Genomic DNA, 18,342 nt, shown 5'->3' with positions numbered 1-18,342 from the left:
AAGTCAGCGGTCCTTGGGGTCGAGTGCATCCCGCAGGCCGTCACCGATGTAGTTAAAGCAGTAAAGCGTCAGCGACAACATCCCCGCGGGAAACAGCAGCATCCACGGAGAAACTTCCATGACGGACGCACCGTCGTGGATCAGCACGCCCCAGCTTGTCATAGGCTCTTGTATGCCCAACCCCAGGAACGACAGCACGGACTCGACGAGGATCACCGCCGGCACGGTGACCGTGGTGTAGATCGCCACAATGCCCAGGAGATTGGGAACAATGTGCTGGAAGATGATGCGCCGCGTGGGCACACCCAGTGCACGGGCGGCTTCGATAAACTCCTTGGAGCGCAGCGACAAGGTCTGGCCGCGCACGACGCGCGCCATGTTCATCCACGAAAACACCGTGATGGTGATGACCACCAGGTAAAAAGCCCGCCCGAGGATGGTCACCATCAAAATGGCGATCAACAGGTAAGGCACGGCATACATCATGTCGACGACGCGCATCATGAAGGCGTCGACCCTGCCACCTATAAAACCCGCCGTCGCACCCCAGACGATGCCCAGCGTCACGGCCGACAAGGTCGCGAGGAATCCCACCATCAGCGAGACGCGGCCGCCAACCAGGCTGCGCACCAGCAGGTCGCGGCCTGACTCGTCAGTGCCGAAAAAATGCCAGCCCTTGAGCATGGGCGGCAGACTCATGGCATCCCAGTCAGCGGTATCAAACGCATTGGGAAGCAACCAGGGGCCGGCGATGCAGCACAGCGTGATGAATGTGAGCAGGCACAGGCTGAACACGGCGGCCTTGTTGCGCATGAAGCGCGCGCGCGCATCCGCCCAGGGGCTACGGCCCTGGATGTCGGCCGCGGCCAGCGCCTGGCCGACGGCCGCCGCGAGCTTGTCCTGCTTGTCTTTATGTTCGAACAGCATGCTTGTCTCCGCTCAGTACCGTATCTTCGGGTCGAGCAAGGCGTAGGCCAGGTCCACCAGCAGGTTCAGCGTGACCGCAACCACAGTCACCAGCACCACAAGGCCCAGGACCAGTGTGTAGTCACGATTGGCGGCGCCGTTGACGATCAGCTTGCCGAGGCCGGGCAGGGAGAACACCGACTCGGTCACGATGGCGGAGGTGATGGATGAGATTGCCAGAGGACCCATGACGGACACCACCGGCAGCAGCGCGGGTTTGAGGGCGTGGCGCAGGATGACGGTACGCATGGGCAGGCCCTTGGCGCGCGCGGTGCGGATGAAATTACTGTGCAGCACCTCAATCAGGCTGCCGCGCATGACACGGCCGATGGTGGCCACATTGATGAAGATCAGCAGCAGCATCGGCAGGATCATGAAGCGCGGCGCAAAGTCATTCCATCCGCCGGCAGGCGCCACCTTGAGCCAGACGGCAAACACCAGGATCAACACCGGACCGATCACGAACGAAGGAAACACATGCCCGGCATTGCCGAGCAGCATCACGAGGTAGTCGACCGCACTGTTCTGGCGCACGGCGGCCATCGTCCCGAGGAACACCCCGAGAAAGAAGGAGATGATGATGGCGCCCCCGCCTATCGCCGCCGACACCGGCAGCGCCTTGGCGACCAGCTCATTGACCGACCAGTCGGCATAACGGAATGAGGCGCCCAGGTCGCCGTGCAGCAGGCTGTTGAGGTAATACAGGTATTGCTGCCACAGGGGTAAATCGAGGTGGTACTTGGCCTGGAGGTTGGCCAGCACCGCGGCGGACACCTTACGTTCGTCGTCAAACGGCCCGCCCGGTGTGCCGTGCAGCAGGAGATAGCAGACAGTGACGACGGCCAGCAAGGTGGGGATTGTCGCCAGGATGCGCCTGAAGGTGTAGGACCACATGGGAATGACTCCGGGCTATGTCTATGTCAGTAAAAGCGCATGAATGGGAGGCCGGGTACCGCTTCGCCCTGAAAGGCCCAAGAGGCATCAGAAAATTCAGGAAAGCGGAAGGAGAAGACCGGAAGCAGGCAGGCGCGCGACGGCGCCTGCTCCATGGCCGTCATCAGTGCTTGATGATGTACAGGTCCTTGCCGCGGTAGCGGTCCAGTGCGTTGGTGGTCGAATAACCGCCCACATAAGGCTTGACCAGCCGCGGCACGGTGTACTGCAACAGCGGGATGATGGGGTAGTCTTCCATGATCATCTTCGCCGCCTGCGTCAGCAGGGCCTTGCGCTTGGCCGGGTCCATCGACTGGTTGCCTTCGTCGATCAGCGCGGAGGCCTTGCGGTTGCAGCTGTTGTGGTAGTTCTGGTCAGAGTCGCACTGCACCAGGGTCAACCAAGTAGTGGCATCGTTGTAGTCGGCAATCCAGCCGTTGCGGGCGATCTGGTAATCCTTGTCGGTGCGCTTCTTGATCAGCACCTTGAATTCCATCGCTTCGAGTTCAACGTCCAGGCCCAGCTTGGTCTTCCACTCGGAGGCGGCAAAGATCGCCATTTTCTTGTGGTAATCACTGGTGTTGTAGGAGAACTTGAGCTTGGTTCCGGGTGGAAGATTGGCTTCCTTCAGCAGCTTCTTGGCTTCGGCAATGCGCTTGTCGGCGGGCCACTTGGCCCAGTCATAGGCGGTGACGTCGGCGCCCGATGTGCCCTTGACGATCACCCCGTAGGCCGGGGTCTGCCCGTCGGCCGTGACGCGCTGCGCCAGGATGTCCCGGTCCAGCGCCATGGACAGCGCCTTGCGCACACGGATGTCCTTGAGGGCCGGGTCCGCATTGTTCAGCGAGTAGTAACGCAGGCCCAGCATGTCGGTGTTGCGGATCTCCTTGGGGTATTGCGCCTTGTACTTGTCGTAGGTGCCGGGCGGGAGCTGGTAGACCCAATCGTTTTCGCCGGATTCATAAAGCTTGACGTCGGCATTGCCGTCCTCGACAGAGAGGTAGGTGATCTTGGTGAGCTGGACGTTCTTCGCATCCCAATAGTTGGGGTTTTTGGCCAGGAGGATCTTGCTGTTGACCTGCCAGTCTTTCAGCGAGAAGGCGCCGTTGTTCACCATGTTGGCGGGCCGGGTCCAGTCCTTGCCGAATTTTTCGATGGTGGCTTTATGCAAGGGGGCCAGCTGGGGGTTGGAGACGACTTCGGGGAGAAAGCTGACCGGGAAAGGCGTCTTGATTTCCAGGGTGTAGGGGTCCACCGCCTTGACGCCCAGTTCGGTAAGGGGCTTCTTGCCTTCAATGATCTCTTTGGCATTGAGCAGGAAGACACCGTAGGTGGAGGCGTATTTCGAGGCGGTCGCCGGATCGACGAAGCGGCGCATGCTGTAGATGAAGTCGTCGGCGGTTACGGCATCGCCGTTGGACCACTTGGCGTTCTTGCGCAACTTGAAGACCCAGGTCTGCGGGTCGACCTGCTTCCAGCTCTCGGCCACGCCGGGGACGATCTTGCCATTGTTGTCGGCGGCGCACAGTCCTTCGAACATGTCGCGGATGACATTGTTGGCGGGAACGCCGGTCGCCAGCGCAGCATCCAGTGTTTCAGGCTCGGAGCCGTTGTTGCGGACCAGCTCTTGCGTTTCATGCAGCTTCACGCCTGCGGGCACCGTGGCCGCGGCAGCCAGGCCGGCCGAAGCCAGCAGCACGGCGCTTGCCAGCGCCTTCATCGTCCAGTTTGAGTTCATGCTTGTTGCACTCCCATATAGAAAATTAGCGGACTTGTGGTCCGTCATGGTTGATGGAACGCTTCACCTCCCATGAGAGAGTCCACGTTTGCCTGTCAGTCGGCAGCGAATATACCGCCGCGCCAGGCGCGGCCCCGTAGGGAGTAACCCTTCAGCAATTACCGTGCCTTACGAAGCCGTTGAAGGGGCAAAAGGCGGGTGGATACATCCGGAACACTTGCTCACAACTGAGGGACTGGCAACGCCTGCTGCTGATCGTGGGCAGGTGTCGCAGTGGAGACAATGTGGTTGGCGGCGGTGCTTGTGGTGCACACGCGCACGTTGGTGATTCGAGCCAGATCGCTATAGTTTTGATAGCGCCTTGTGCCCATCCTGCTTGGACCGCAGGCACAAATCACATTGCAAGTGCAAGATAGAAACGGATAAGGCCCACATACCGTTACCCGAAAATTTATATCAAACCAGCCAGTACCCCTCAGCAGACGGTCGCAAGCAGCTATCAAATAGATAGCAAATCCTGCTCGCCAGGGTGAACCGGGCAGGCTCCCGGTGATCAGCGGCTGAGCTGGCGGGACGCCTTCAGGCTCAAGGCTTCTTCGGGCGGCGCTTCCTTCCAGCCGCCACCCAGGGTCTTGTACAGCGTGACCTGGCTTTGCAGCTGGGCCAGGCGGGTTTGCACCACGGCCTGGCGTGCCGCAAACAGCGAACGCTGGGCATCGAGCTGGTCCAGGTAGCTGGCGACGCCGTTCTGGTAGCGCAGATCCGCCAGTTTGAAGCGCGTCGCTTCGGCATTGGCCTGGGCCTGCTGGGCGCGCAATTGCTCGCCCAGGGTGTCACGGCCTGCAAGCGCATCGGCTACTTCCCGAAAAGCCGTCTGGATGGATTTTTCGTACTGGGCAATGGCGATATCACGCCCGGCATTGGCCGAGTCCAGGCTGGCCCGGTTACGGCCCGCATCAAAAAGCGGAAGGATCAGCTGCGGCGCCAGCGTCCAGCCGTAGGATCCGCTCTTGAACAGGCCCGACAGGTGCGAACTGGCACTGCCGGCGGAAGCCGTGAGCGAGATACGCGGGAAGAACGCTGCCCGGGCAGCGCCGATATCGGCGTTGGCAGCCAGCAGCTGCTGCTCGGCCTGGCGGATGTCAGGGCGGCGCGTCAGTAAATCGGACGGCAGCCCCGCGGGCACATCGACCATCAGGGGAGCATCGGACAGGCCCTTGCCGACAGGCAAAGCTACCGCAAGATCACCCGTTAGCGGCTGGCCGATCAGCAGGGTCAGGGCATTCTGGTCCAGCGCGCGCTGGCGTACCAGCTGGGCCAGCGATGCGCGGGCCGCTTCGGTCAATGACTCGGCCTGGCGGAAATCCAGCTCGGAAGCGACACCATTGTCAAAGCGCAGCTTGCTGAGCTTGAAAGATTCTTCCCGCGTGGCCAATGTCTGCTGCGTGATGGTCAGCAATTCTTCGTCGGCCAGCAGGCTGAGGTAGGTATTGGCCACCGACGCAATCAGGCTGATCTGCGCCGTCTTGCGGCCCTCTTCCGTCGCCAGGTACTGTGCCAATGCTGCTTCTTTCAGGCTGGCAACGCGGCCGAAAAAATCAAGCTCATAGGATGGCATCAGCAACCCGGCGGTGTAGGTGCTGGTGATGCTGCCGTTGCCGTTGGGATTGGGCTGGCGCGAACCTGTGATGCCGGCATTGATCGTGGGGAACTGGTCGGCACGCCGGATTCCGTACTGAGCCCTGGCCTGCTCGATGTTGAGCACGGCAATGCGCAGGTCGCGGTTGTTGCGCAGCGCAGCCTCTATCAGCTGCCGCAATTTGGGGTCACTGAAAAAGGCCTGCCATTCGATATCGGCCGCAGCGACCGCAGGCGCATTGGCGCCGGCAGGCTGCGCTTGCGCGGACGCGGTGGTGAAACCGGAAGTAGCCGGCCACTGGTCCGCGATAGGCGCTGCCGGCCGCTCATACTTCGGAATCATGGAACAGCCGGCAAGCAGTGCCGCTGCACTGACTGCCAACAGTTGCGGGAACCGGGGCTTCACGGCGAATCCAGCGCCGGATTTAACGGTGAATTTATTCATGGGCTTTACCTTCGCGTCCTTCTTCTCCGGTGATGCCTGCTGCCTTGGCATGCTCCGAGTACATCCTGTTTTGCCGCTCGCTGCCCTTGAAGAGGCCGCGCACCACCACAAAGAACACCGGAACGAAAATCACCGCCAGGACGGTGCCGGTGATCATCCCGCCGATCACGCCGGTGCCGATGGCGCGCTGGCTCGCGGAGCCGGCGCCCGAGGCCAGCACCAGGGGCAGCACACCCAGGCCGAAGGCGAGCGATGTCATGATGATGGGACGGAACCGCAGATGCGCGGCAGCCAGCGCCGACTCGATCACGCCCCTGCCCTGGGCCTGCAGATCCTTGGCGAATTCAATGATCAGAATCGCGTTCTTCGCCGACAGGCCGATGATGGTGATCAGGCCCACCTGGAAGTACACGTCGTTGGCATACCCCCGGAACAAGGTGGCAAGCAGCACGCCGATCACACCCAGCGGCACCACCAGAATCACTGCGAGCGGGATGCTCCAGCTTTCGTACAGTGCGGCAAGGCACAGGAACACCGCCAGGATGGCGAAGCCGTACAGCAGCGTAGCCTGCGCGCCTGCGAGTTTTTCCTCGCGCGACTGGCCTGTCCATTCAAAACCAAAACCCTGAGGCAATTGCGCTGCGAGTTTTTCCATCTCGGCCATCGCCGCACCCGTGCTGTAACCCGGTGCGGCACTGCCGCTGATACGCATGGCCGGGTAACCGTTGTAGCGCACTGTCTGCATCGCGCCCTTGATCCATCGCGTACTGGCAAATGCCGACAACGGAACCGGCAGACCGCGGCTGTTGACGGCGTTGAGCCGGAGCAGGTCGTCGGGCTGCATGCGCGAAGGCGCATCGGCCTGGACGACCACGCGTTGCAGGCGTCCCTGGTTGGGGAAGTCGTTCACATAGCTGGAGCCCAGCGATGTGGACAGAACCGAATTGATCGCATCAAACGACACACCCAATGCATTGGCCTTGTCGCGGTCAATGTCGAGCTGCAGCTGCGGCGCGTCTTCCAGGCCGTCGGGTCGCACCTGCGTGAGCACCGGGCTCTTGGCAATCATGCCCAGCAGCTGGTTGCGCGCATTGACAAGCGCATCATGACCCGCACCGCCGCGGTCTTGCAGGCGGAAGCTGAATCCCGACGCCGTACCCAGCTCGGGAATGGGGGGCGGGCTGAGCGGGAAGATAAAGGCATCGCGCACCCCCATGAGGGCACCGAATGCACGGCCCGCTACCGCTGCGGCCGAATGCTCCTCGCCTTCGCGCTCATCCCAGTCCTTGAGCGTCACGAACGCCAGCGCGGCATTCTGGCCTTGGCCTGAAAAGCTGAAGCCAAGCACGCCGACCATGCTTTGAACTTCAGGCTGCTTGAGCATGAAACCCTCGACTTTTTCCATCACGGACAGCGTGCGCTCGTAAGTTGCGCCTGGCGGCAACTGTACGTTGACCAACAGGTTGCCCTGGTCTTCGTTGGGCAGGAAAGATGTGGGCAGACGCAGGTACACCACGGCCACGGCCGCAATGATGGCCACATAAATCACGAGGTAACGCGCCGCCCGCTTGAGAATGCGTGCAACCATGCTTTCGTAGCTTTTGGCGGTACGCGAGAAACCCCGGTTGAACCAGCCGAAAAAACCCTTCTTTTCGTGGTGGTGCCCGGCCTCAACCGGTTTCAGCAGCGTGGCACAAAGTGCCGGCGTGAGCGACAGCGCGAGGAAGGCGGAAAAACCGATGGACGAAACCATCACAGCGGAGAACTGGCGGTAAATGTTGCCGGTCGAGCCCGCGAAGAACGCCAACGGCACGAACACGGAAATCAGCACCACGGTCACGCCAATGATGGCGCCCGAAATCTGGCCCATCGCCTTGCGGGTGGCTTCGAGCGGCGGCAAGCCCTCTTCGGTCATGATGCGTTCCACGTTTTCGACGACCACGATCGCATCATCGACCACGATACCGATGACCAGTACCATGCCAAACATGGTGAGCACATTGATCGAAAAACCGAGCGCCAACAAGGTGGCAAAAGTCCCCAGCAATGCAATCGGCACCACAATGGTCGGGATGATGGTGTAGCGCCAGTTCTGCAGGAACAGGAACATCACCAGGAACACCAGGGCTACCGCTTCAAACAGTGTTTCAGCTACCTGCGAAATCGATATCTTGACGAAGCGTGAGCTGTCGTAGGGAATGCTCCACTTCATGCCTTGCGGAAAGTAGCGCTCGAGTTCGGTCATTCTGGTTCGAACGGCCTTGGCCGCAGCAAGCGCGTTGCCACTGGGCGCCAGCTGAACGCCGATACCGATCGCCGTCTTGCCGTTCAAACGCGCCGACGTGGCATAAGTCTGGCCGCCCAGCTCAATGCGGGCAACGTCTTTGAGGCGCACCGACGAACCGTCGGTGTTGGCACGAAGGACGATATTGCCGAATTGCTCGACATTGGCAAGCTGGCCATTGACCACCACAGTGGCGGCAATGCCCTGGCCGGCGATATTGGGCCGGTCGCCAATGCTGCCGGCTGAGACCTGCGCATTCTGTGCGCGGATTGCTGCGTTCACGTCGGCGGCGGAAAGGCTGAAGCCTGTGAGTTTGGCCGGGTCCAGCCAGATACGCATGGCGCGTTCGCTACCGAACAGCTGGGCCTGGCCAATACCGGGCAGGCGCTGCAGTTCAGGCACGATGTTGCGCGAAGCATAGTCGCCGAGCGCCACAGGGTCATGCGCCGGGTTGTCGGAGGACAACATGGTGAACAGCAGGAAGTTGGCACGCGACTTGTCGACGCGCACGCCTTGCTGCGTGACGGCGGCGGGCAACCGCGGCGAGGCGCGCGACAGGCGGTTCTGCACATCTACCTGTGCCAGGTCAGGGTTGGTGCCGGGCTGGAAGCTCAACGTGATGCTGCCGGAACCGTCAGCTTGGGCAACGGACTCCATGTAGATCAGGCCGGGTGAACCGTTCATTTCACGCTCAATCACCGACAACACGCTGTCCTCCAGGGTCTGGGCAGACGCACCGGGATAGGCGGTGTTGATGACAATGGCGGGCGGCGCCACGGGCGGGTACTGGGCAATCGGCAGCTGAGTGATTGCCACACCGCCGACCACCAGGATGAACAGTGCGATCACCCAGGCAAAGATCGGCCTGTCAATGAAAAACTTGGCCATGCGGTTGGCTCCTTACTTCGCTGCTGCAGAAGCAGCGGAGGCAGCGGGTACGGCGGTTTTCGCGCCAGAGGCGGCGGCAGCAGGAGCGGAGGCGGCATCAGCCGGCTTCGCGCCGGCAGGCTGCCATGGCACCGGTTTCACCGTTGCGCCTGGCTGCAATTTCTGGAACCCATCCACCATGACTTTTTCACCGTTCTTCAACCCATCAAGAACCACCCACTGGTTTCCCTTGGCGGAACCGATCTTGATGGGGCGCGGGCTGACCTTGCCATCGTCCCCCACCACCATCACGGTGTCGCCCTGTGCGGTGCGCGTGACAGCCTGTTGGGGCAGGGTGATGGCATTGCTGGCCTGCGCCTGCTCCAGACGTACGCGCACATAGAGACCGGGGAGCAATTGGCCGCCGGGATTGGGTACTTCGGCCCTCAGGGTCACCTGCCCCGTTGTGGAGTCGACCGTCAAGTCGGAAAAGAGCAAACGGCCCGGGCGGGCGTATTCAGTACCGTCTTCGAGAACGATGCGCACGCTGGCTGCTTCGGCGCCGGTGGCACGCTTGAACTGGCCGCTTTCCATGGCCGCACGCAACTTCATGATCTCCGGGGCGGATTGCGTGAAGTTGACGTACATCGGGTTGATTTGCTGGATCACGGCGAGCTGGGTGGCCTCGCCCTGGCCAACCAGGGCGCCTTCGGTGACCAGCGCACGCCCGATGCGCCCGGAGATGGGCGCCGTCACCGCGGCATAGCCAAGATTGATGCTTGCGGTCTGCACATTCGCCTTGCCCACTGCGACGTCAGCCTCTGCCTGTTTTTGCGCGGCAACGGCGTTGGCATATTCCTGTTTGCTGATGGCGTTGGCCTCGACCAGCGGCTTGTAACGCTCGGCCAATGCGGTGGCCTGCGCCAGGTTAGCCTCGGCACGTGCCTGGCCAGCTTTTGCGCTTGCAGCGGCTGCTGCATAGGGGGCGGAATCAATCGTGAACAGCGGCTGCCCTTCTTTCACGTCGCTGCCCTCACGGAACAATCGTTTTTGCAGAATACCCGCGGCGCGAGCCCTGACCTGAGCCACGCGTGAAGCCTCCAGGCGGCCGGGCAGTTCGGTCACCAAACCGACGTCACCCTGGGTGACTGTCACCACACCCACTTCCGCAGGCGGAGGCGCTCCGCCGGGAGCGCCTCCGCCCTTGCCACATCCGGCCAGGAACAATCCGAGTGCGGCAACCAGGACAAGGGGTTTGTATGGCGCAGGCTGAGAAAAAGAAAATAACTGGGCAACGCGGAACTTGGGCATGCTGATCCTCAATAGGGGAAAAAAGCGCAAAGCAGAAATGAGAGCGGCATTTGATGCAAGTCATCTTTGCCGGAGCAGAAAAGAATATGGGGTTTTTACGAGTGGTATAGTTTACATACATTTATGAATGTATAACGACAACCCGCGAATTGCCGTGCAGGAGACATTGATTGGCCCGTCGAACAAAAGAAGAAGCGATGGCAACCCGGCACAGGTTGCTGGATGCGGCTGAGCATCTGTTTCAGGCTCAGGGCGTCTCACGCACAAGCCTTCAGGACATCGCACGGCGCGCCGGCGCCACCCGTGGCGCCGTTTATTGGCATTTCAAGGACAAGGCAGACCTGTTCAACGCCATGATGGAACGAGTCACCCTACCCATGGAAAACTCGTTCAACCATGAAAATAACCCGCAGCAACAACTGGATGGGGACCCTCTCAACTCGATGGACAGGATACGGCTTTCCACCATCAATGCGCTGCGACAAATTGTGACGGACGCACAAACGCGGCGCGTCTTTGAAGTCGCGACCCAAAAAGTGGAATATGTTGAAGAGCTTCAGGCGGTTCGCCTGCGCCATCTGGCAGTGCGCGGGGGATTTTTATCCGGCATCCAGCAGGGCATGGAAACGGCAGCGGGACAGATGCGTCTCAAATTGCCTGTGCCGGCTTCAGCAGCGGCGCAGGGACTGCATGCGATGATCGACGGACTGATACAGAACTGGCTGCTGGATCCGGAGGCTTTTGACTTGCTGGGAGTTGGCCAGCATGCGATCGACATTTATCTGCGCGGGCTTGGTTTTCCCGGCTCACAGCCAACCCCAAGTTCACCCAAGCCGGCTTAGTGCAAATGACGGGGCTTGCGGCCACCGCCGCCATGGCCCGAACCACCTTGCGGTCCGCCCAGGCCGCGCGGCGGCTTGCCAAGCTGCATGGAATTCACCAGCGCATCAAAACGCTGCTCGAACAGCTTGTCAACGGCCGCGACAACTTCCCCAAGCTCCGAGCCGTCAAAGTGACGCTCCATCAAACCGATCATGTCCTGAACCAGGAGATCGCGCTGAACCTGCATGATGGCGGCCGGCGTGGGCCCCACAAAATACATGGCGAAGTCATCGCGCGCCTCTTCATCGCCGGCACCGTCGTCTTCGTCGAAGTCGGAGTCGTAGAACGTCACTTCAATGGGAGCACCCGCTTCGGCGAGGTCGTTCAGGCCCATGCACATTTCGTCTAGCGCCTGGCGAAAGTCTTCATCGCCCGGTACTGTCCAGCACATCTGCAACATATGCTTCTGCGCGTCGAAGCGAATGCCCGGCTCTTCCTCATAAGCGCTCGCAGCGCCGGCAGCCAGGGACTTGGAGCCCGAGTACTTCCACAGTGGCTTGAGAGCCTCCTGCAACTGTTCAAAGGTGACTTCCGCACGCAAGGGTACTTCGCCGTGAACGTGGATCTCAAAAGGTGTGTTGTAGCGGGACATGATGGAATTTATCTTACCCAGTTTTTTAAAGCGCGCCCGCGCTTGGGTGAGCCGCACAATCGTGGTGCCTGAGACCGGAATCGAACCGGTACGCCCGTTATTCACGAAGCGGCGGATTTTAAGTCCGCTGTGTCTACCTATTTCACCACTCAGGCTCAAACGCCGCATTCAAACGTCTTGCAGCGTATTGTCAAACAAAAAAGCCCCATTACGGGGGCCAATGACAGGAGCTTTGATGGAGGCGCGGCCCGGAGTCGAACCGGGCTAGCCGGATTTGCAATCCGGTACATAACCGCTTTGTTACCGCGCCGTATTCTGTCTTACTGATAAAGCCCAACAGCTTTACCAACTAAATTCAATGCAATCCCCAATGAAAAAGGACAGCATTTTAACGTGCTGCCCTTTAAATTGGAGCGGGAGAAGAGTCTCGAACTCTCGACCTCAACCTTGGCAAGGTTGCGCTCTACCAACTGAGCTACTCCCGCGATTACAGCCTCAAATTATAGCTTAACTTTTTGGCCTTTTCCAGAACTTCGAAAAAACTTCTGAATTAATGTTTCACGCTACCAGCAGCTTGCGCAGGCGGAGCCACTGCAGCAGCCGCTGCAACGGCAACTTCTTCATCGGTAAGCGGGACCGGCTGACGCTCGAGCGCCACCTGCAGAACCTGGTCTATCCATTTCACCGGAACGATTTCCAGACCACTCTTGACGTTGTCAGGGATCTCTTGCAAATCCTTGGCATTTTCTTCCGGGATCAACACGGTCTTGATGCCGCCGCGCAAAGCCGCCAGCAGTTTCTCTTTGAGCCCGCCAATCGCCGTTACCTCTCCACGCAAGGTAATCTCGCCGGTCATGGCGACATCACCACGCACCGGAATACCGGTCAAGGCGGAAACAAAGGCCGTGGTCATCGCGGCGCCGGCGCTCGGGCCATCCTTGGGCGTTGCACCATCCGGCACGTGAATGTGGATGTCGCGCTTTTCGAACATCTCATCCTTGATACCAAGCACCTTCGAACGGCTACGCACCACCGTGCGTGCAGCCTCGACGGATTCTTTCATGACATCACCCAGCGAGCCAGTGCGCGTGATCACGCCCTTGCCGGGCATGATGGCGGCTTCAATGGTCAGCAGATCACCGCCGACTTCCGTCCAGGCCAACCCAACCACCTGGCCAACCTGGTTTTGCTGCTCTGCCCGGCCATAGTTGAACTTGCGCACGCCCAGATATTCGTTGAGGTTGTCTGGCGTGACGATGACCTTGGGCGTCAGCTTCTTGAGCTGGATTCCCTTGATGACCTTGCGGCAAATCTTGGAGAGCTCGCGCTCCAGCGAACGCACGCCGGCTTCACGTGTGTAGTAACGCACGATGTCGCGCACAGCCTGTTCCTGGACCTCGAGTTCGCCGTCCTTCACGCCATTGTTCTTGACCTGCTTGGGCAACAGGTAACGCATGGCGATGCTGGTTTTCTCGTCTTCCGTATAGCCGGAGAGCCGAATGACTTCCATACGGTCCAGCAGGGCTGGTGGAATATTCATCGAGTTCGATGTGGCCACAAACATCACGTCACTCAGGTCGAAGTCGACCTCAACGTAGTGATCACCAAAGGTATGGTTTTGTTCGGGATCCAGCACTTCGAGCAACGCGCTGGAGGGGTCACCGCGAAAATCCGTGCCCAGCTTGTCGATTTCATCGAGAAGGAAAAGCGGATTGCGGGTACCGGCCTTGGTCAGGCTTTGCAAAACCTTGCCGGGCAAAGCGCCGATGTAAGTGCGGCGATGGCCACGAATTTCCGCTTCGTCCCGCATGCCACCCAGGGCCATGCGCACATACTTGCGCCCGGTCGCCTTGGCAATCGATTGGCCCAGTGAAGTCTTGCCGACGCCTGGAGGTCCGACGAGGCACAGAATCGGCGCCTTGAGCTTGTCGACGCGTTGCTGCACCGCGAGATATTCAACGATACGATCCTTGACCTTCTCGAGGCCGTAGTGATCTTCGTTGAGCACGTTCTCGGCATTGCCCAGGTCATGCTTGATTTTGGTCTTCTTGCTCCACGGCAACCCGGTGAGCACATCAATATAAGTGCGCACCACCGTCGCCTCGGCGGACATGGGCGACATCAGCTTGAGTTTTTTGAGTTCGCTCTCGGCCTTTTTACGGGCCTCCTGCGGCATCTTGGCGGTCTTAATCTTCTTTTCGATCTCTTCGATGTCAGCGCCCTCTTCGCCTTCACCCAGTTCCTTCTGGATGGCTTTCACCTGCTCATTGAGGTAGAAGTCGCGCTGGTTTTTCTCCATCTGGCGCTTGACGCGGCCACGGATTTTTTTGTCGACGTTGAGGATGTCTACTTCGCGCTCAAGTTGCTCGTAGAGGTTCTCAAGCCGCGCCTTGACGTTGTCAAGGTCCAGGATCACCTGTTTCGCATCCAGCTTGAGCGGCAGGTGCGCGGCAATCGTGTCGGCCAGACGCCCCGCATCGTCAATACTGGAGATCGACGTGAGAATCTCCGGCGGAATTTTTTTATTGAGTTTGACGTAGTGGTCAAACTGCTGCATCACGGCACGGCGCAAAGCTTCGATTTCGCTGGTCTTGTCGCCTGCGATCACGACAACCGTTTCAACCGGTGTGACATTGGCCGTGAAATGCTGCTCACCCTCTTCGATCTTGTTGACGGTGGCGCGCTGCTGACCTTCTACCAGCACTTTTACAGTACCGTCAGGCAGCTTGAGCAATTGCAGGATGGTTGCGACGCAACCCACCTCAAACATGTCTTCGACAGATGGCTCATCTTTGGCGGCAGCTTTTTGTGCCACCAGCATGATGCGGCGCTCGGCTTCCATAGCCGACTCCAGCGCCTTGATGCTCTTGGGACGGCCCACGAACAGCGGGATCACCATGTGAGGAAAGACCACCACGTCCCGCAGAGGCAGGAGAGGCAGGTCAATCGGGGTGGAAGGCAATGAAGTTTGTCCGGACATATAAACCTTAAACGTTAGCCGTGACGGCCAGTTGCGTGGCCCGGCGAAGCACAATCAACCCAGACATGGGGCGCAGGGGAGCGCTTTTCAAGCATTCCGGCCAGCCTTTGGGTACTCAGGCTTTTTTGGCCGCTTCACGGTACACGAGCAGGGGGGCCTTGTTTTCTTCGATTGTGGACTCGTCCACAACAACCTTGTCCACATTGCTGGCATTGGGCAGGTCAAACATCGTATCGATCAGTGACTGTTCGAGGATGGAGCGCAAGCCCCGGGCGCCGGTTTTGCGGGCAAGCGCCCTGCGGGCAATGGCTTTCAGCGCAGACGGGCGAATCTCCAGATCGACCCCCTCCATGGCCAGCAGCTTGCTGAACTGTTTCACCACAGCATTCTTCGGCTCGGTCAGAATTTGCACCAGCGCGTCTTCACTGAGTTCTGCCAGCGTGGCAACCACGGGCATGCGACCCACTAGTTCGGGGATCAAGCCAAACTTGATCAAATCTTCCGGCTCGACTTCCTTGAAGGCGTCGGTCAAGGTGCGCGATTTTTTGCTTTTAACAGTCGCTCCAAAGCCCATGCCTGACGCTTCCGTGCGGTTTTCAATGACTTTTTCGAGGCCAGCGAAAGCGCCACCACAGATGAACAGGATGTTGGTGGTATCCACCTGCAGGAAATCCTGATTGGGGTGCTTGCGGCCGCCCTGCGGTGGTACCGAGGCCATGGTTCCTTCAATCAGCTTGAGCAGCGCCTGCTGAACGCCTTCGCCGGACACATCGCGGGTGATGGACGGGTTGTCGGACTTGCGCGATATCTTGTCGATCTCATCAATATAGACAATCCCTTGCTGGGCGCGCTCCACCTCATAATTGCAGCTCTGCAGCAGCTTCTGGATGATGTTTTCAACGTCTTCACCCACGTAGCCGGCTTCAGTCAAAGTCGTGGCGTCGGCCATCACAAAGGGCACATTGAGCGTGCGCGCCAGCGTCTGGGCCAGAAGCGTTTTGCCGGAGCCCGTTGGTCCGATCAGCAGAATGTTGCTCTTGGTCAGCTCGACGTCATCTTTTTTGGCTTTTTCTTTGTGACGCAGGCGCTTGTAGTGGTTATACACAGCCACGGCCAGCGTTCGCTTGGCCGGTTCCTGACCTATCACATAACCATCAAGCGTTCCCTTGATTTCGAGGGGTGTGGGCAGGTCCGTGCGTGTTTCGCGGACATCTTCGCCGGCGGGAAGCTCGTCGCGAATGATCTCGTTGCAGAGATCGATGCACTCGTCGCAGATAAAAACCGAGGGACCAGCGATAAGTTTTTTGACTTCATGCTGACTTTTACCGCAAAAAGAGCAGTGCAAAGTCTTTTCGCTGGAGGAGCCTTTTTTCTCGGCCATTGGTGGGGATGCCTTTAAGGTGCCTGGAGGGAACTGTTACCTAATGATAACCAATAAAAAAACGGCGTTTCTGTTACAGAAAACGCCGTTGTTGCAGAGCAACTTGAGAGAGTTTCAAGCCCTTCGAGCGACTGTGTCACCCTGGAAGTTGCCTAGGGGCGCTTGGAAATTACCTGGTCAACCAGGCCGTATTCCTTGGCCTCGTCCGCAAACATGAAATAGTCGCGTTCGGTATCGCGTTCGATCTTTTCAACCGGCTGACCGCAGTTGGCCGCCATGATCCGGTTGAGCTGGTCACGCGTCTTGAGGATGTCGCGGGCGTGGATTTCGATGTCGGTGGCCTGGCCTTGCGCGCCGCCCGAGGGCTGGTGAATCATCACGCGCGAGTTCGGCAGCGAGAAGCGTTTGCCCTTGGTGCCGGCCGACAGCAGGAAAGCGCCCATGCTGGCAGCCATGCCGACGCAGAGCGTGGAGACATCAGGCTTGATGAACTGCATGGTGTCGTAAATGGCCATGCCGGCCGTCACGGAGCCGCCCGGGGAGTTGATGTAGAAAGAAATGTCCTTGTCGGGGTTTTCGCTTTCCAGGAACAGCAGCTGGGCCACTACCAGATTGGCTGTCTGGTCATTCACGGGGCCGACCAGGAAAATCACGCGCTCCTTGAGCAGGCGGGAATAAATATCGTAGGAGCGCTCGCCCCGGCCGGACTGCTCAATCACCATGGGCACCATGCCCAGGCCTTGCGCATCCTGGGCGCCAGCTTGCGGGCCTGTGTAGGCGCCGCCGTAAATACTGTTTCGAACCATCATGTTTTCTCCAGAGATGTTTGTACTGTACCTAAAAACTCCATCAGAGTTTTGGCGATGGCTGGCAACAAGCTCGCGCGCTGTTGTGCCGTAGCCCAATGAAATTGGGGCCTGCGCCGCAAAGCACAAGCCCCAGATCAGGAAAGCCGCGAAGAAGAATCAGTTCTGACCCATCAGGTCGTCGAAGGAGATGGCTTTTTCCGTGACCTTGGCCTTGCTCAGCACGAAATCGGTCACATTGTTTTCGATGACAACAGCCTCGACTTCCGCCATGCGGCGGTTGTCGCTCAGGTACCAGCGCACCACATCTTGCGGCTTCTCGTAGCTGGCAGCCAGCTCTTCAATGTGGGCCTTGAGCTGTTCGGGCTTTGCCTGCAAGTCGTTGCTGCGCACCAGCTCGGCGACAACCAGGCCAAGGCGCACGCGCTTTTCGGCTTGAGGGCGGAAGATGTCGTCAGGGATCGGGGCCTTGTCAGCGTCCTTGATGCCACGCTGCTTCAAGTCGGCGCGGGCGCCTTCTATCATGCGGTCCAGTTCAGCCTGCACGCTGGACTTCGGCAGGTCGAGCTCGGCATTGGCGACCAGCGCATCCATCACGGCGTTCTTGTTACGCGCCAGCAGGCGGAACTTGACTTCGCGCTCGAGGTTTTTCTTGATGTCGGCGCGCAGGCCTTCGACCGTCGCGTCGGCAATGCCCAGTGACTTGGCCAATGCTTCGTTGACTTCAGGCAGGTGAGCGGCTTCGATCTTCTTGACCGTAACCAGGAAGTCAGCCTGTTTGCCGGCCACGTCCTTGCCGTGGTAGTCGGCTGGGAAGTTCAGAGGGAAGGTCTTGCTTTCGCCGGATTTCATGCCGCGGACGGCGTCTTCGAACTCCTTGAGCATCTGGCCGTCACCGATCAGGAACTGGTAGTCCTCGGCCTTGCCGCCGGCGAAAGGCTCGCCGTCGATCTTGCCTTCGAAGTCGATGGTAGCGCGGTCGCCGTCCTGGGCCGGCGCATCGGCTGCGCGCTGGGCAAAGGTGCGGCGCTGCTTGCGCAGGATGTCCAGGGTCTTGTCGATAGCGGCGTCGCTGACTTCTGCGCTGACCTTTTCGACTTCGGCGCCCGACAAATCTGCGATCTTGACTTCAGGGTAGACCTCGAACACCGCATCGAACACCAGTTCGCCCTCTGGCGCGCCTTCTTTTTCGCTGATGCGGGGCTGGCCGGCAACGCGCAGCTTGGCTTCGTTGGCAGCCACGGCAAATGCTTCGCCGACCTTGTCATTCATGACTTCGTAGTGCACCGAATAGCCATAGCGCTGGGCCACCACGTTCATGGGGACCTTGCCGGGACGGAAACCGTCCATCTTGACCGTGCGGGCCAGCTTCTTCAGGCGGGTGTCAACTTCCGACTGGATGGTGTTGACGGGCAGCGTGAGCGTCATTTTGCGCTCGAGCTTTTCAAGGGTTTCAACAGTCACGGCCATGATGGTTCCTAAGATCAAAAATAGTCAAAACAGGTTTTCACCTGGCATG

12 protein-coding genes and 3 tRNA genes are annotated in these 18,342 nt (G+C 59.5%); 1 reads left to right on the top strand and 14 read right to left on the bottom strand.

Annotation, left to right across the window (positions count from 1 at the left end; translation table 11 throughout):
• Positions 1-3: 3 nt before the first annotated feature.
• From ACQ4MS_RS16865 to ACQ4MS_RS16840, 6 genes are all read right to left on the bottom strand, one after another.
• Entirely contained in the window at positions 4-927 is a 924-nt protein-coding gene (locus ACQ4MS_RS16865) for an ABC transporter permease subunit (protein WP_431095781.1), read from the bottom strand.
• Between the two features lie 12 nt (positions 928-939).
• Positions 940-1,860 carry an oligopeptide ABC transporter permease OppB gene (oppB, locus tag ACQ4MS_RS16860; protein ID WP_431095780.1) on the bottom strand — a complete coding sequence of 307 codons (921 nt, stop codon included), beginning with the start codon at positions 1,858-1,860 and terminating at the stop codon, positions 940-942.
• A gap of 163 nt (positions 1,861-2,023) precedes the next feature.
• The gene (locus ACQ4MS_RS16855; protein WP_431095779.1) at positions 2,024-3,637 is read right to left on the bottom strand and encodes a peptide ABC transporter substrate-binding protein; all 1,614 of its coding nucleotides are present in this window, start codon (positions 3,635-3,637) and stop codon (positions 2,024-2,026) included.
• Positions 3,638-4,190: 553 nt separating this feature from the next.
• Positions 4,191-5,720 carry an efflux transporter outer membrane subunit gene (locus ACQ4MS_RS16850; RefSeq protein ID WP_431095778.1) on the bottom strand — a complete coding sequence of 510 codons (1,530 nt, stop codon included), beginning with the start codon at positions 5,718-5,720 and terminating at the stop codon, positions 4,191-4,193.
• Complete coding sequence (locus ACQ4MS_RS16845) at positions 5,713-8,892, bottom strand: efflux RND transporter permease subunit (protein WP_431095777.1); 3,180 nt, start codon at positions 8,890-8,892, stop codon at positions 5,713-5,715. The genes ACQ4MS_RS16850 and ACQ4MS_RS16845 overlap by 8 nt, the downstream gene beginning before the upstream one ends.
• A gap of 12 nt (positions 8,893-8,904) precedes the next feature.
• Positions 8,905-10,182 (bottom strand): efflux RND transporter periplasmic adaptor subunit, encoded by a 1,278-nt coding sequence (locus ACQ4MS_RS16840; protein WP_431095776.1) that lies wholly within the window; start codon positions 10,180-10,182, stop codon positions 8,905-8,907.
• 170 nt (positions 10,183-10,352) lie between these two features.
• Between ACQ4MS_RS16840 and ACQ4MS_RS16835 the strand changes: the two genes are divergently transcribed.
• Positions 10,353-11,024 (top strand): TetR family transcriptional regulator, encoded by a 672-nt coding sequence (locus ACQ4MS_RS16835; RefSeq protein WP_431095775.1) that lies wholly within the window; start codon positions 10,353-10,355, stop codon positions 11,022-11,024.
• On the opposite strand, the gene ACQ4MS_RS16830 is transcribed toward ACQ4MS_RS16835, so the two are convergent.
• From ACQ4MS_RS16830 to tig, 8 genes are all read right to left on the bottom strand, one after another.
• Positions 11,021-11,656, bottom strand: coding sequence for a DUF6806 family protein (locus ACQ4MS_RS16830; RefSeq protein WP_431095774.1), 636 nt, complete (start codon positions 11,654-11,656; stop codon positions 11,021-11,023). The two genes, ACQ4MS_RS16835 and ACQ4MS_RS16830, sit on opposite strands and share 4 nt — an antisense overlap.
• Before the next feature lie 62 nt (positions 11,657-11,718).
• Positions 11,719-11,811: transfer RNA gene (locus ACQ4MS_RS16825), tRNA-Leu, on the bottom strand.
• A gap of 81 nt (positions 11,812-11,892) precedes the next feature.
• Positions 11,893-11,966 (bottom strand) — tRNA-Cys (locus tag ACQ4MS_RS16820).
• Between the two features lie 99 nt (positions 11,967-12,065).
• Positions 12,066-12,141 (bottom strand) — tRNA-Gly (locus ACQ4MS_RS16815).
• Between the two features lie 65 nt (positions 12,142-12,206).
• On the bottom strand, positions 12,207-14,636 hold the full coding sequence (gene lon, locus ACQ4MS_RS16810) for an endopeptidase La (RefSeq protein ID WP_431095773.1): 2,430 nt from the start codon (positions 14,634-14,636) through the stop codon (positions 12,207-12,209).
• A 115-nt stretch (positions 14,637-14,751) separates the two neighbouring features.
• Positions 14,752-16,017, bottom strand: coding sequence for an ATP-dependent Clp protease ATP-binding subunit ClpX (gene clpX, locus ACQ4MS_RS16805; protein WP_431095772.1), 1,266 nt, complete (start codon positions 16,015-16,017; stop codon positions 14,752-14,754).
• A 152-nt stretch (positions 16,018-16,169) separates the two neighbouring features.
• Positions 16,170-16,826 (bottom strand): ATP-dependent Clp endopeptidase proteolytic subunit ClpP, encoded by a 657-nt coding sequence (clpP, locus tag ACQ4MS_RS16800; protein WP_431095771.1) that lies wholly within the window; start codon positions 16,824-16,826, stop codon positions 16,170-16,172.
• A 156-nt stretch (positions 16,827-16,982) separates the two neighbouring features.
• Positions 16,983-18,293, bottom strand: coding sequence for a trigger factor (gene tig / locus ACQ4MS_RS16795; protein ID WP_431095770.1), 1,311 nt, complete (start codon positions 18,291-18,293; stop codon positions 16,983-16,985).
• Between the last annotated feature and the right edge of the window lie 49 nt (positions 18,294-18,342).

Source organism: Polaromonas aquatica (assembly GCF_050626995.1).
GTDB classification, from domain to species: Bacteria; Pseudomonadota; Gammaproteobacteria; order Burkholderiales; family Burkholderiaceae_C; genus Polaromonas; species Polaromonas aquatica_A.
This window is presented reverse-complemented; position numbering and strand designations above follow the sequence as displayed.